Annotated in this window: 10 protein-coding genes; 6 read left to right on the top strand and 4 right to left on the bottom strand. The window is 57.0% G+C overall.

Annotated features, from left to right (window positions below):
- Positions 1-292 precede the first annotated feature (292 nt).
- Entirely contained in the window at positions 293-688 is a 396-nt protein-coding gene (locus tag ASG68_RS18530; protein ID WP_062580864.1) for a DUF1236 domain-containing protein, read from the top strand.
- A 186-nt stretch (positions 689-874) separates the two neighbouring features.
- On the top strand, positions 875-1,054 hold the full coding sequence (locus tag ASG68_RS18525; protein ID WP_062579715.1) for a hypothetical protein: 180 nt from the start codon (positions 875-877) through the stop codon (positions 1,052-1,054).
- Between the two features lie 50 nt (positions 1,055-1,104).
- Here the strand turns inward: ASG68_RS18525 and ASG68_RS18520 are convergent, their stop codons facing one another.
- Positions 1,105-3,759 carry an ATP-binding protein gene (locus tag ASG68_RS18520; RefSeq protein WP_062603596.1) on the bottom strand — a complete coding sequence of 885 codons (2,655 nt, stop codon included), beginning with the start codon at positions 3,757-3,759 and terminating at the stop codon, positions 1,105-1,107.
- A gap of 157 nt (positions 3,760-3,916) precedes the next feature.
- On the opposite strand from ASG68_RS18520, the gene ASG68_RS18515 reads away from it, so the two are divergent.
- The 4 genes from ASG68_RS18515 to ASG68_RS18505 all read left to right on the top strand — a co-directional run bounded on the left by ASG68_RS18515 (position 3,917) and on the right by ASG68_RS18505 (position 7,561).
- Positions 3,917-5,089 (top strand): EAL domain-containing protein, encoded by a 1,173-nt coding sequence (locus ASG68_RS18515; protein ID WP_062579712.1) that lies wholly within the window; start codon positions 3,917-3,919, stop codon positions 5,087-5,089.
- A complete protein-coding gene (locus ASG68_RS18510) occupies positions 5,086-6,354 on the top strand; it encodes a TadE/TadG family type IV pilus assembly protein (protein WP_062579710.1) in 1,269 nt (422 codons plus the stop codon). The genes ASG68_RS18515 and ASG68_RS18510 overlap by 4 nt, the downstream gene beginning before the upstream one ends.
- A gap of 287 nt (positions 6,355-6,641) precedes the next feature.
- On the top strand, positions 6,642-6,773 hold the full coding sequence (locus tag ASG68_RS32795; protein ID WP_274534228.1) for a hypothetical protein: 132 nt from the start codon (positions 6,642-6,644) through the stop codon (positions 6,771-6,773).
- Positions 6,774-7,279: 506 nt separating this feature from the next.
- Complete coding sequence (locus ASG68_RS18505; RefSeq protein ID WP_062579709.1) at positions 7,280-7,561, top strand: Arc family DNA-binding protein; 282 nt, start codon at positions 7,280-7,282, stop codon at positions 7,559-7,561.
- 1,084 nt (positions 7,562-8,645) lie between these two features.
- Here ASG68_RS18505 and ASG68_RS18490 read toward each other — a convergent pair.
- From ASG68_RS18490 to ASG68_RS18475, 3 genes are all read right to left on the bottom strand, one after another.
- Positions 8,646-9,742, bottom strand: a protein-coding gene (locus ASG68_RS18490) for an IS3 family transposase (RefSeq protein WP_413814028.1) whose coding sequence is annotated in 2 segments (ribosomal slippage) — positions 8,646-9,544 and positions 9,544-9,742 — 1,098 coding nt in all. Because the reading frame shifts where the segments join, the coding sequence is not laid out codon by codon here.
- A 56-nt stretch (positions 9,743-9,798) separates the two neighbouring features.
- Complete coding sequence (locus ASG68_RS18480) at positions 9,799-11,328, bottom strand: reverse transcriptase domain-containing protein (RefSeq protein ID WP_156373824.1); 1,530 nt, start codon at positions 11,326-11,328, stop codon at positions 9,799-9,801.
- 333 nt (positions 11,329-11,661) lie between these two features.
- Complete coding sequence (locus tag ASG68_RS18475; protein ID WP_062610035.1) at positions 11,662-13,302, bottom strand: site-specific integrase; 1,641 nt, start codon at positions 13,300-13,302, stop codon at positions 11,662-11,664.
- Between the last annotated feature and the right edge of the window lie 96 nt (positions 13,303-13,398).

Raw genomic sequence — 13,398 nt, 5'->3', positions numbered from 1 at the left:
AAATGCCCGGCCGGCCCACCAGTCTCGAGGGTTTCACGGCGGGATTTTCATGATCGTAAACAGCGCCAAGACGGTATTTCCACTATCATCCCAGACCGCCAGCGCTAGGATCACGCTGTCTTTCAGACTGTCGACGTTGTTGAACAATCGAATTTTACCGAGAAATTACAGCATGTTGCCTTCGGCATTCCCTTGAAACGCATCCCGCTTCACCGGAATGACTGACATTCTGGTGGAACGGCTTTGGACGCCTGACGTTCTTGCTCCCGTGAATTACGAAAAGGAGCTTGTTATGAAAACGAAACTCATTCTCGCAGCGGCACTTGTTTCGGGTACGCTTGGTTCAGTCGCGTTCGCCCAGGACAGCACCGTGACCGGCGCCGCAGGTGGCGCAGTGACCGGCGCAATCGTCGGCGGCCCTGTGGGAGCAGCAGTCGGCGGTGTCGTCGGCGCAGTTGCCGGCACAGCCATCGATCCGCCGCCGCAGCGCGTGGTGACCTATGTTCAGCAGCAGCCTGTCCAGCAATCGGTTGTCGTTAAGCAGCCGATCGTGGTCGGAAAGCCGGTGCCCCAGGAAGTGGTTTTGACTCCCATCGCCGATGACCCGCGCTATTCTTATACCGTGGTCAACGAGCAGCGCGTGATCGTCGATCCCCAGACCCGCACCGTCGTTCAGGTCATCCAGTAAACCGTCGATAGCGTGCCCGGTGCACTTGACGCCAACGAGGAGAAAAACGGATCGCCCGATCCTTCTCGTTGGCGCCATTGTCATCATCGGCACGTGGGAATGACGTAGGCTATTTCTGAAAGGGTGGCGCCGCGTCGTCGCCCCGACATAGCGGCTGGAACAGCAATCGATGAACGGGAAACGACAATGCCCTATGAAAACAAAACGCGACCGTCATCCTCGCTCGGAGGCATGATCCTGTTCCTGTTTCTCGTCATGATCGGAATAACGGCTGCCATCGTGTCAACAGGCGCGGTCGGCGGTCAGGATCGGCAGGCCAAAGTGTTTGTTCCGATCACCAGCCAAACGATTTCTCTAACGAAATAGTCCAAGGCGCGACTGACCGATCGCCATGCCACGTCCTAATCTCCGCCCGCTCAGGCAGCGCGAGACTCCTCGTCCTCCATGAGCTCCGCCATCGCCGCGAATGTTTCGGTGAGCGCCGCACCCAATGCATCGACCAAGGTTTCCTGCGGAGACTGGCCGGCCACCAACATCATCTCGATCTTCTGGCAGATCGCCATGCCTCTCGCCGCTCCGGCACTTGAGCAGTTTGATTTCAAGGCATGAACGAGCCGCCTTGCATCCTCGCTTCCCGCACGCACTTCAGTGACTGCAACCTCGTACGCGGAAAAGGCACTTTCACGGAAGAGCCCGAAAATCTTTGCCCTTAGGTCGGTCCCCGTGCTCGCCCGGATCGCCTCGAACATCTCCAGCGTTTCCGGCGAGAGCAAAGGCTGTTCCAGCAGATCGTCGCCTGGCGTCGGCGCGTCCACGGTCTCCACCACAGCGGTTGCCAAGTCGACAACACCGAGATCGCGGAAAACCTGCAAAAGCTGTGCAATGTTGAACGGCTTTGCCAGATAGCCGTCCATTCCAGCTTCCTTCCAGCGGCCGGCATCCTTGCCCATGACATGCCCGGTGAGCGCGACGACACGGCTCGGGTGCCGCCCCATGCCCGCTTCCAGTTTCCGGATTTCCCGTGTCGCCTCGAAACCATCCATGTCCGGCATCGAACAATCCATGAAGACGACATCATAGGCGACGTCGCCGAGCGCACCCAAGGCGGCCGGGCCGCTGTCGGCGACATCACAATCGATGTTGAAGGTCCTCAGCGCCTCGCCCAGCACCTCCCGGTTGACAGCAACATCATCCACCGCAAGCACACGAAGAGTCCGGAGATCTGGAACCTCGGATGCCTTGGCCTGTTCGGCGTTCTGCCTCAGCGACGAAAGCTGCCCGCGATCCAGCTCCTCACAGAACCGGTCGAAGAACCCTCTAGAAACCGGCATCGGCACATCGGCAAGCGGTGACCTGCCGCCCGGCAAGGCCACTGAATTCGCCGCGAATGAGCGCACCAGGATGATCGGCTTGTCCGTCTTGTCCAGTTCGGTGCAGGCCGCATCCCCGGCGCGAACGAAGACCGCATCGTGCGCGCCATCGACATCCTCGATCACGCGCACCCCGCGATCGAGCAGCGCACCGGCGATCGCCCGACGTGAAATCCCGTCGCCATCCAGAACGGCGACCGTCAGTTCTCGCGCGAGATGCTGCGGTACGGCTCGTTCCGTGACAGCAAAAGGAATCGTCACGATGAATTTCGATCCGACCCCGACACGGCTTTCCACCTCTACGCGCCCGCCCATCAATTCGGTCAGCTGCCTGGAAATCGACAAACCAAGACCTGTGCCCCCGAACTTGCGCGTGATGCTGGAATCGGCCTGGCTGAACTTGGTGAAAATCCGCCCCAGGTTTTCTTCTGCAATGCCGACGCCTGTGTCCTCGACGGTCAAGCGGATCTCATCGGGGCGGCCGGTGGCGAGATCGACGGAAATCGTTACCCCGCCCCTTTCGGTGAATTTGAGCCCGTTGTTGACGAGGTTGCTGATAATCTGCGTCAGCCGGACAGGGTCCCCGATCACTTTCAGCGGAACCGCGGGCGAAACATGGATCGCCATCGACAGGTTCTTCTCCCTTGCCCGTTCTGCAAACAGGCAGGTGACATCCTCGACGATCGCATCAGGTGAAAACTCGATCTCCTCAAGCTCGATCTTGCCGGACTCGATCTTCGAGAAATCGAGGATGTCGTTGATGATGTGGAGCAGGTTCTTGCCCGAGCGGGTAATGATCTCCGCATAGCGCTGGTGGCGCGGCGCGAGATGGGCCGCCGCAAGCATTTCCGCCATAACCATCATGCCATTCATCGGCGTGCGGATTTCATGGCTCATCGTCGCAAGAAAGGTCGACTTGGCCTGATTGGCATTTTCCGCCTCATCCTTTGCCAGGCGCAGCTCTGCCGTCCGATGTTCGACGGTCTCCTCCAGCGTTTCGCTGTGCTTGCGCAACAGCCTGTCTCGCTCATCGATATGACCGAACATCTCGTTGAAGGCTTCGACCAGCACGCCCACTTCGTCGTTTCGCTCCTTTGGCAGCCGCCGCGTCAGGTCCGATCGGGCGCCGATGTCGAGGAATTCATCGGCCAGCGATTGCAAGGGGCGCACCACGCGCGACACATGAACACGTGCCGCGAACGACGTCGCGATCACCAGCACCAGGCCGATCAGGCCGGAAAGAGCGAAGGCCTGGAGGTAGCGCTCCCACAGGCTCGCCACCTCGGCATGCATCTCGATCGCACCGATCGCCTTGCCGGCCTTTCGGACCTCGGCCCGGACTTGAATCGAACTCGGCAGGATGGAGCTTGCTGCGGGATCGTTGTTGACGAGGCTTGCTCCAGCCCCAATTTCGGCGATCACCGCCCCCTTGCTGTCCAGTGCGGCAACGTAGACGACGTCAGGCAATTCCCGCACGCCCCGGATAACCTCAAGCACCTGGCGCTGACTGTGATCCGAAACACCGTCGCTGGCCGCGGCGGCGAAAGCATAAGCCGCGCTCTGATAGCGCAGGGTCTCTGCCTTCATCGCCTGCCGGAAATCCGAAAGCAGGAACAACCCGACGCTGGTCGCCATGCCGAAGCCGACGGCGGAGATGACAATCCGCGAGATGCGGGTGGAAATGGGTGTGTCCAGATACATGCGAAATCCTCTTGGCTCCCAAGGATCGCACGAATGTCTTAATCAACCGACCTGCAGAGAATGGTTAACCTTGTGCCCATAATACTAGGTTCAGGGTGCCTTTTTGTAAGGGAATATTAGCCGTTCCGTCGTCTCCTGAATGCTAGGAGAGCCCTGCATGCTGCATCAGTTGAACTGCCTCATCGTTGACGACGACCCCATGTACACCATGGTCGCCGACAGTATCCTGTCGTCGCTGACCTCGGGGTCGGTCGCCAAGGCGTGCAATGGCAGCAGGGGGCTCGAAGCCATGCGTGCCGGCGGCTCGACGATCGATGTCGTCCTGCTCGATCTCAACATGCCCGATATCGACGGCCTGGGGTTCATGCGTGCGGCCTCCGAATCCGGCTTTGACGGCAATATCATCATCTCCAGTGGCGAAACGCCTGCGGTGCTGAGATCCGCAGAAGCCATGGGCAAGATGCTGGGCATTTCGGTCCTCGGCGCACTTCCAAAGCCATTGAAAATTGACGCTGTCGCGTCAGCGCTCCAGCAAGCGGCACAGCGCGGGCGGCGGTCGAACCTTCGCCTTGCCGGCAATCCGGCCAGCGATGATGTCGAGCTGACGCCATATTACCAGCCGCAATACGACCTTCGCTCCGGCAAGGTGGTCGGGCTGGAATCGCTTGTCCGGCTGACCGCGAAGGACGGCCTGGTCCATGGCCCGCAAATGCTTTTTGCATCACTTACCTCCCCGGCCGATCTCGCCGACATGTCGCGGACGATCGCCAGGGCCGTCCTGTCTGACGCCAGGGTCTGGAGCGGCCGCCCCGACAGACCCACCGTCTCGATCAATCTGGATGCCTGCGTCCTGGAGCAGCCGGAAATCGTCACCTCCATTCAGTCGATGACGGATGACTTTCGCATCGACCCCACCATGATCTGCCTGGAGGTCACGGAGAAGTCGCTGCCGAAGGAAGCCTCGCGACTGGTCGAGGCACTGATCAGGTTGAGAATGATCGGCTTCCGATTGTCGCTTGACGATTACGGCATGGGGGCTTCCAGCTTCGAGCTCCTACGGCTTTGTCCATTCTCGGAAATCAAGGTCGACCGATCGATCGTGCAGGGCTGCACCACCGATCATGTCACCCGCAAATTCCTGCACGCCTTTGCGCATCTCGCACGCGACCTTGAGCTGACATCCGTTGCGGAGGGCATCGAGACGGAACAGGAACTCGCCGAAGTCCGGGCCGCCGGCGTCGATCTGGTCCAGGGTTTTCTGTTCTCCCGTCCTCTGCCGCCTTCCGGCGTTCCCGCCATTCTCGACCAGCCATGGACGGGCGGACAATGACATTCTGCCTGCGTGCCCTGCTGCGGCGCCTGAACGATCTGATGAACTGCTGCAAAGGCAATTTCGCCCTGGCCGCAGCGATCGTCGCTCCGGTGTTCATCGGGCTCGCGGGCGCCGCCGTCGACTTCAATTCCCTGATCGCACACAAGACCAATCTCCAGGACATCGCCGATGCGTCGGCGCTGGCGTCTGCGAAGGAAGCCTCCCTCAACGGATGGTCCGTCAAGGCCGCAAACGCGATCGTCGAGGGTTTTCTGGAAGCGCACAAGGGAACCGGCATCAACGGCACCGTGGATGCCAAGGTTGAGGTCGATCCTGTCCGCCGGCAGGTGACGGTAACGCTGGCCGAAGACAATCATCCCTATTTTGTCGCCGGCTATTTCGTCGGCAGTCCGCAGATCGTCGTTTCCGCCACGGCGCGCACCAACAACAGCTCCAACATCTGCGTGATCGGCCTCGACGAATCGGATGCAGGCACCGTCTCCCTGGAAACGAAAGCTGTCATCTCGGCGCCGAAATGCGCTGTCTATTCCAATTCGGACAGCACGTCTGGCCTGATCGCGACCGACAATTCCAACCTGATCGCGCAACTGACCTGCACGGCGGGTGGCTATGACGGAGCACCGAAGAATTTTGACCAGGAAATCCCGCTGACGGATTGTCCCGCCGTCGTCGATCCCCTTGCTTCGCGCCCGGCGCCGGTTGTCGGGTCCTGCAAGGAAAAGGATGCCGCCTATAGTCATTTCATTGGCTCGCTTCAGCCCGGTGTCTATTGCGGCGGGCTGACGATCAAGGCCTCGTCGGAAGTGACCTTGAAGCCCGGCGTCTACATCATCAAGGACGGCCCGCTGGTGATCGAGTCAAGCTCGATCGTGGAGGCAAAGGGCGTTGGCTTCTATTTCACCGGGCCGAACGCAAGCTTCCTGTTCGAAAGCAGCAGCCAGGTCGATATTGAAGCGCCGGTCTCCGGTCCTTTGGCCGGCCTTGTCGCATTTCAGGACAGGGAATCCGACGAAGCTGATTTCGTCATCACCAGCAACAAGGCAAGAAAACTGATCGGCACGATCTACCTGCCGAACGGCAACCTGATCGTCGCGGCCAACAACAAGGTGGCCGACGGTTCCGCCTACACGGCGATCGTCGTGCGCCGCCTGCACCTGTCGAAGGCCCCGAACCTCGTTCTCAACACCAATTACGACGAGACCATGGTCCCCGTCCCCGAGGGCGTCGGTCCGCAGATCTCGGCGCCGCAATTGGTCAACTGACGAGGGGAACGTTGACTGACGCCGGGAACGCTGACTGAAGAAGGATGATGGGCCTGTAGTGCATCGCGGAAATCACCAATATCAATTGGCTATCGGACAGTTATTGGCGGTAGAGGCTGCAATGGTCGATCCGTTTCCGGCCGCACTCTGATTTCCGCGCCATATGACCAAACCCAACGAGCCGGAAGCTCTGACCCTGATTTGGTCTTGTGCCTCTCCTTTGGCACGGAACTTAAATTGGATACCGGTGTTCACTGTGGCCGATGTCGGCACGCCCCAGGTGAACAATGACCGCTCGCACTATCCTCTTTCTCATGGTCGCAGCGTTTTTCGCCGCCTCTCTGCTTTTAATCTACAATGCCTATTACAAACCCGTTTCCAACAGCGGCGTCGGTCTGCCGGCGGTTGTGGATCAGTGATCCAATTGGTGGCAGCTCAAGACAAGCAATTGGCGGGCGCCGACAAGCAGGCCGTTTAATCGGCTCCTATCTTGTGGGAACTCCAATGGCCCACGATGTGGCTTTGTCCTTCATCTGAACATCATCAAAGCTGATCGCCGGGGTGGATATCGACGGCAATTTCGCCTTCGAAAACAGGGAACGGAAACCTTGATGCGCTTTTTCATGCCACTGACGGCAATCCTTGTCGTCGGCGTCGTGTTGGGGGCCTGTCTGCGATGAGAGTGTTCCTGCTTTTGATAACCGGTACGATGTGGCTGCTGATCTTCAAAGGGGTCAGACGCTGGGCCTTCAAGGACGACTACCCAGCACCGACAAATGCACCCACAGAAGCGCCGAAGCGCTGAACAGCGTGACGATTGGCGACGTAAGCGTGCCGCGAATTTGCATGTCGTTGATGAAGGTCCACGATCCTTCGAGGGTGACGGGAGCATGAGAGTTGCTGCAAGAGCAGATTGGAATGTGAAATGGCCCGGGGTGACTTTCCCAGCGCAAAACAAGATCAGTTCGTGCTGCGCTTTCCAGACAGGATGCGCGGCGAGTTGAAAGACGAGGCTAAAAAGAACAGCCGCTCACTGAACGCGGAGATCATCAGCCGGTTACAACGGACACTCGTTTCCGACGCTGGCGGTGATCAAAACGAACATAATGTCACAAGGTTTGAACCGATCAGCGAGCCGATAGTCGAACTGCTTCGCGAAATCAGGCAGTTGCGCGCCGAAATGGCGAAGGCCGGCAAGGGAAAGTAGTGCTTTCCCGGATCCTTGGGCTGGATATCGAACAGAATTCCCAACCCCATCTCTCGCGGCGAATAGTCTGCCGTCCCCACTCCAACTGAGAAAACTTGTCATGCATGAGCATCTTGCGAATTATCTCACGTGCGATGTTGAACTCAATTTTGCCGGCCCCACCCGAGCGGTCCTTAATAAGTGGGCCGCCGACGTGCTGCGAGCCTTGGCTGATCGGCTTGAGAAACACGAATTCGATGACGGGTACCACGAGGTCACGGACCGAGTTGGAAAGCCTGTTGGGACAATCTACGTCGATTACAGTGAAAGCGACTAGACATAAGTTTTTGGTGGGCCCGGAGGGAGGACGACCAAATTATTTTTTATAAACAAATTCAACGGCATATATTAAGATGTTGGAAGCAATGTTGGAACCATGCCGGCTTCTTTTTTGCAACGCGTTGCAAACGCACGGTACGCCGAGGGTTCTAGAGTTCAAAACTCGCACCCCACCCCTTAAGAGGCCATTGGCTGTCGCTTTGGGGGAGTACCGAAAAATGAAAATCTTTGAGCAGCTTTTCCCTAAACAACCAGCAGATGTCAGAGTACTGATTTCTCGTAATTTCGAAGCTCAGGTTTAGAGATGGCAGGTCATGCGATTTAAACATGGATCCAACGTCATTGCAGGGCGGCTTCAGTATTGTCGGCACCCAGAAGGCGACAATCGCTGGCCATCGGAATTTTGATACCGGCGAGACGACCGACGCGCCGACGATGAGGTAGGTAAACTCGATGGTTGTGAGGGGCGGACCGGGCTGCACATTCTGCCCGATGCTTCCTGACGGAGATCCAGCAAACTCCCCCGACCAGTCGCCTATCTCTATGTCAGGCCATATAAGCCTCGGTCGTTGCCTGCGGTTTCCCTTTGGCATAATACACCTCAGTTTACGTGTGAGCAGCGGGCTGTCATGCTTTTTCGGTTATCTGCCGCCGGACAATCAGCTTTGGTCGTGCTGTGGCTTATGAGCGTCACAACCATCAGCGCTAAACCCGTTAGCTTTGCAAAGCTCTTTGAATGGCCCCGAGTTTCGTAGACACCCCCGGGTTAGATTTTCTGCTGCTTCTCGAACTCTACGGGCGACAGCATCCCGTTCCTGACGTGTTTGCGTTTCGGGTTGTAGAACATTTCGATGTAGTCGAACACGTCCTGGCGAGCTTCATCGCGTGAACGGTAGACCCTGCGACGTATCCGCTCCCGCTTCAGAAGATTGAAGAAGCTCTCGGCCACCGCATTGTCATGGCAGTTGCCGCGTCGGCTCATCGAGTGAACCAGATTGTGGTGCTTCAGGAACGAGGCCCAGTCCATGCTGGTGAACTGTGAGCCCTGGTCCGAGTGGATCAGCACCTTTTCCTTCGGCTTGCGTCGCCACACGGCCATAAGCAGAGCCTGTAGAACGACATCGGTGGTTTGGCGGCTCCGCAGTGCCCAACCGATCACACGACGCGAATAGAGGTCGATGATGACGGCGAGATAGGCGAAGCCCTCGCAGGTTCGAATGTAGGTGATGTCCGTCACCCAGGCAGTGTCTGGAGCCGTCACGTCGAATTGCCGGTCGAGCGTATTATCGACGACGACAGACGGTCTGCCACCATAGATGCCAGGACGGCGCTTATAACCGATCTGTGCCGTGATCCCAGCAAGACGGGTCAGACGCGCAACCCGGTTCGGGCAGCACATCTCGCCCTGGTCGAGAAGGTCGTCGTGCAGCTTGCGATAACCGTAGACCTTGCCGCTCTCTTCCCACGCCTTCAGGAGCAGATCGGTCTGTCGCTTGTCCTCGTTGGCTCGCCTGCTCAGCGGGTTCTTCAACCAAGCGTAAAATCCACTGGGATGAACCCGCAGAAGGCGGCACATCGTCCGCACCGAAAACTGCAAGCGATGCAGAGCAATGAACGCGTACTTCACTTTGCATCCCTGGCGAAATACGCGGCCGCTTTTTTTAGGATGTCTCGCTCCTCGGTGACGCGAGCCAATTCCTTCTTCAGCCGCCTAATCTCCTCGGCCTCGTCGTTGCCCTTGGCGTTCGACGCGGCAAACTTCTTCTTCCATTCGTAGAGCGAATGCTGGCTAACGCCGAGACGCTGCGAAACCTCCGCAACCGGGTCACGCTTAAATTCTTCGGTGAAATTCGATTTGCTCATGATGCTCTTCCTGCCTCAAAATTAGGAAAGAAGGCGTCTACAAATCTCGGGGCCATTCAGTCCTGGTAAAGTGACCTCGGAATAGAAATCATATAACTGGCAAGTCGCTTCGACCTGCGTGAGGAGCAACACGGCTGTCTAGCCGAGCCCAAGGCGGCCTCATTCGGCATGTTTCGCTCAACATACGACAGAAAGTTTTGCCAAGACGTGGTTGCAACTAGGCGGAATTGCCGAGCCAACCGGAAGGTGCTTTTAAGGATCGATACAAGACACCGCCGGTAGTCTGCGACCGCGAGCATCATCGGCGACAGCTTGGACTTCACTCGGACCAGCATCTCCCGGAAAATCTCTTTTCCTATAGCTCGTCCAGCAGCTCGGTTCTCGGTTAAGTAGAAAGTGATATGCCGCTGCTCCTCAGCAACGAACTCTCGTAAGGCTGTTACTCGCGCAGACGGCGCGCGTATTCTAAATTCAGCGGCCCGACGCTGAAGCCGATAGCCCAAGAAATCAATTCCACGAGAGAGGGGACGCACATCGGCTTTCATTACTAGCGTCAATTCCGCTGACACATCGCTCCTCAAGAGCGATAGAAGGGATGAAAAAGCCTCTTCCAACTCTGCCTTCGATTGGCCCAACAACAGGAAATTGTCGTTGTTGTTCACAACGGCAACCCGGTCACCATACCGATCTCGGAAGCGCTCCATGGTTCGCCTCAGTAGACCGTATGCCAATAAAGGAGAGACGACAGACCCCTGAGTCAGGTGGCGCACCTTGCCTTGTATGTCTTCACTCGTGTGCTCATTTGTATATCTGCCCTGATATACGACTTTCTTCCTGTTCTCCTTTCCTTCTAGGGTGACAATCTCTCTTTGTACCCATTCTGGGATTGCATAGTGTCGGGCAATTACGTCTCCCGTAACACTGCCAAAGAAATCTTTGATGTCGCATTCACATGCGACCTTGTATTTCGGATCTTTGATAAGTTCGTCCGCTCGCCGTATGGCATCAAGCGCCGACCGGCCTCGTTGTCCTGTCTGCACATCATGGAAGCGAGCGAGAGGCCCGAAGGCAAGACGCACAAGCCATTGCCTTGCCCGATCGACGATGTTGAAGGCGTATGTCGCACGGTAGCCCGCCCCCTTGGTATTGAGTTTCTGACGAACTTGAGGATCTATAGCAGGCGACAATATCAAGTGGGCCAGTGTTTGGAGACCGGGAGCGGGATGGCCTGGGCGCCCTCTCAGCGGCCGTTTTGCTTTAGACGCAGCCAACAGCGCCGTTCCTTTTGCGAAGAGCAGCCGGAAGCATTTGTCTGACGCCCTTCGGTAGTCACCCTCTTCCACAAGCCGGGCGATGACTTTGGCCGCCTTCCGATAATTCTTGGCTGCAAGTGCGATCTGCTGACTTTCCGACAGCGCGCAGTTCCGCTGTATCGCCAAGGGCTGCCCCGAGTGCCCAGCACCCCTTGCCTGATGTTCATCCTGATATCTCCTAAGCCACGATGGGATAATCGGACCCGGATAGAGGTTGTGTTCAAAAGCAAATTTTGCGCGCAGTTGTTCATTGCGCGTTGAGCGTCGGGACATGTCGGATACCATTGATTTTGGCTTGGGTTGCAGTTGTTACTGCGATGTCCGAAATGTAGTTCGGGCACACTTCTGGGTCAACCAGAATATCAAAAAATTTCTATAAAAATCATATGCTTACAGAGAACCTACAAATGTAGGTTACAAAACAGAGGAGGCCGCGGTCTCGCACCAAACTCCCGTTCATCCTTATGAATTCAACATTGGGAGTCGCACCTAGTTTGCAACCGGTTGCAACGAGGCCAAGGGAAACGAGCTGAAAAACGGATGAGCAACCCCAACACCCATACCACTATCGGTACGCGCGCAAATAGTGTCGTGAGGCTCTGGGACTTAGTCCACAACGTTCACGAACCGCGCCCAGTCAATTTCAGGGTATTCAATCTTTGCCATCCATCCGGCGAGCACGGATGCTCTAGTCCCTTGCCCATATCGATCTTCAATACCCGAGCCGCGTCCCCATCCCCCGAGCGCCTTGGTAACATCAATGGGAATACCGGCATGGCGGATCGCGTCTCTGAAATTGTGACGGAACGAATGGAACGAGACCCCCTTCCGAACCTTCACATCCGTCTTAAGAAAGTAGCTAAACCTCTTTTGGAAAAGGTCCACAGCATGCCGCTGATCATGCCCCGGAAGGTCGGCAAATATTCTGCCCCGCTCATCACCACCGCGTTCTGTGGCGTCTAGGAAGCCGAATTGCACGAGGCTTGGATGCACGGGGACCACGCGAGCCGAACCCTTAGTTTTCAAGCTGCGGTCCTCTGTGGGCTCAAGCACGAAACAGGTAGCGCCATCAACTTGCCGGATATCGCAATGCCGCAGCCAGATAACTTCGCCCAGCCGCATCCCGGAGAATAGAGCAATGAGCGGGAGCCAAAACCGACCACGGCTCCCCTCGCTCCACTCCGGCAGATGTGAGATGAGCCTCTTGAGTTCTTCGGCATCAAACGGGAAGCGTTGAGCGGGCTGCGAGCCTCCCGCCACCATCAGCCGCGTTGCCGGGTTCGTTTCGATGACGCCTTTGTCGATTGCATAGTTGAAGAATGCCGAGAGGTGATGTGCGTAAACTTCCACGGTGCCCCGGACTAGCTTCGTACCGCCTCGCTTGCCATTGATCTCGCCAATTTCTCGCAACGACTTTCCATCGAATGCCCTGTTCTTTCGATAGTTTGGCGGCAACGCGGCTATGGCCTCGATCATATCGGCGCACATGGCTCGATCTATTTCGCGGACTGGAAAATTTCGCCCCGCCACTTCGCGTAGCGCCTCGAATGGAATGAGGTACTTTTTGCCCGCACTTTCCGATAACCCGGCCCGCAAAGGGTCGCTCTCGAAGCGAGTTATCAGCTCATCAACGGTCAGACCTTTGTTACCTACAAGTTTAGGCGCTGGCGCTGTCGCAAACACTTCCGAGAAGAGCCTATCATGCCCCGAAACGCTAAAGATGTGAGCCGCGCGATCTAAAGAGCGACGGCAATGCTCAATCTCCGCCCGATGGACAAGGCCGATAAACTCAAGCCAATGATGGTCGCCCGGCTTTACCTTGACACGGAACCGGCTCGCGATTTCAAGAGCCTTCCTGTAAATATCGCCTGCCCATACCTCGTAGGGCGACTCCAAGATTTCCATCCATTCATTCAGGTAATCACGATTGCGGTCCGCGACAGCAGCACTCTCTGCGTCCCGTTCTATCTCGTACAGGTAGACGCGCACCGCTTGCTCCAACTGGTGACGGGACGCTTTATTCTCGCGATCTTCAGGTGTGGAAATACCTAAACGGGCATCCTGAAACTGCCTGTCGGTCTCGGTCGCCTTCAAGCGAGCCCGCTCAGACGCGACTCGGTAGTCTGTCGTGTTGAGGGAAATGGTAATCTGCTGCCGATTTCCGAACAAAGCCGCGATATCCGCAGGAATGCGGCGAACATAAAAATAGGCGCTCTTTTTGCGCTGAAGGCCGGGAATTTTTGCCACGGGAACCACCTGCAAGACCCACCATGTTGGAACCAATGTTGGAACCGAAGCACGGTACAAAGTCTTTTTTTACAGGTATTTGCAGGGAAATCAAAC

The sequence above is a fragment of the Rhizobium sp. Leaf453 genome (genome assembly GCF_001425605.1).
Lineage (GTDB): Bacteria > Pseudomonadota > Alphaproteobacteria > Rhizobiales > Rhizobiaceae > Pararhizobium.
This window is presented reverse-complemented; position numbering and strand designations above follow the sequence as displayed.

Coding starts and splice junctions, on each gene's coding strand:
- ASG68_RS18480 (WP_156373824.1), bottom strand. CDS start 11,328: ATGTCCCGACGCTCAACGCGCAATGAACAACTGCGCGCAAAATTTGCT.
- ASG68_RS18510 (WP_062579710.1), top strand. CDS start 5,086: ATGACATTCTGCCTGCGTGCCCTGCTGCGGCGCCTGAACGATCTGATG.
- ASG68_RS18505 (WP_062579709.1), top strand. CDS start 7,280: ATGGCCCGGGGTGACTTTCCCAGCGCAAAACAAGATCAGTTCGTGCTG.
- ASG68_RS18520 (WP_062603596.1), bottom strand. CDS start 3,759: ATGTATCTGGACACACCCATTTCCACCCGCATCTCGCGGATTGTCATC.
- ASG68_RS18525 (WP_062579715.1), top strand. CDS start 875: ATGCCCTATGAAAACAAAACGCGACCGTCATCCTCGCTCGGAGGCATG.
- ASG68_RS18515 (WP_062579712.1), top strand. CDS start 3,917: ATGCTGCATCAGTTGAACTGCCTCATCGTTGACGACGACCCCATGTAC.
- ASG68_RS32795 (WP_274534228.1), top strand. CDS start 6,642: ATGACCGCTCGCACTATCCTCTTTCTCATGGTCGCAGCGTTTTTCGCC.
- ASG68_RS18530 (WP_062580864.1), top strand. CDS start 293: ATGAAAACGAAACTCATTCTCGCAGCGGCACTTGTTTCGGGTACGCTT.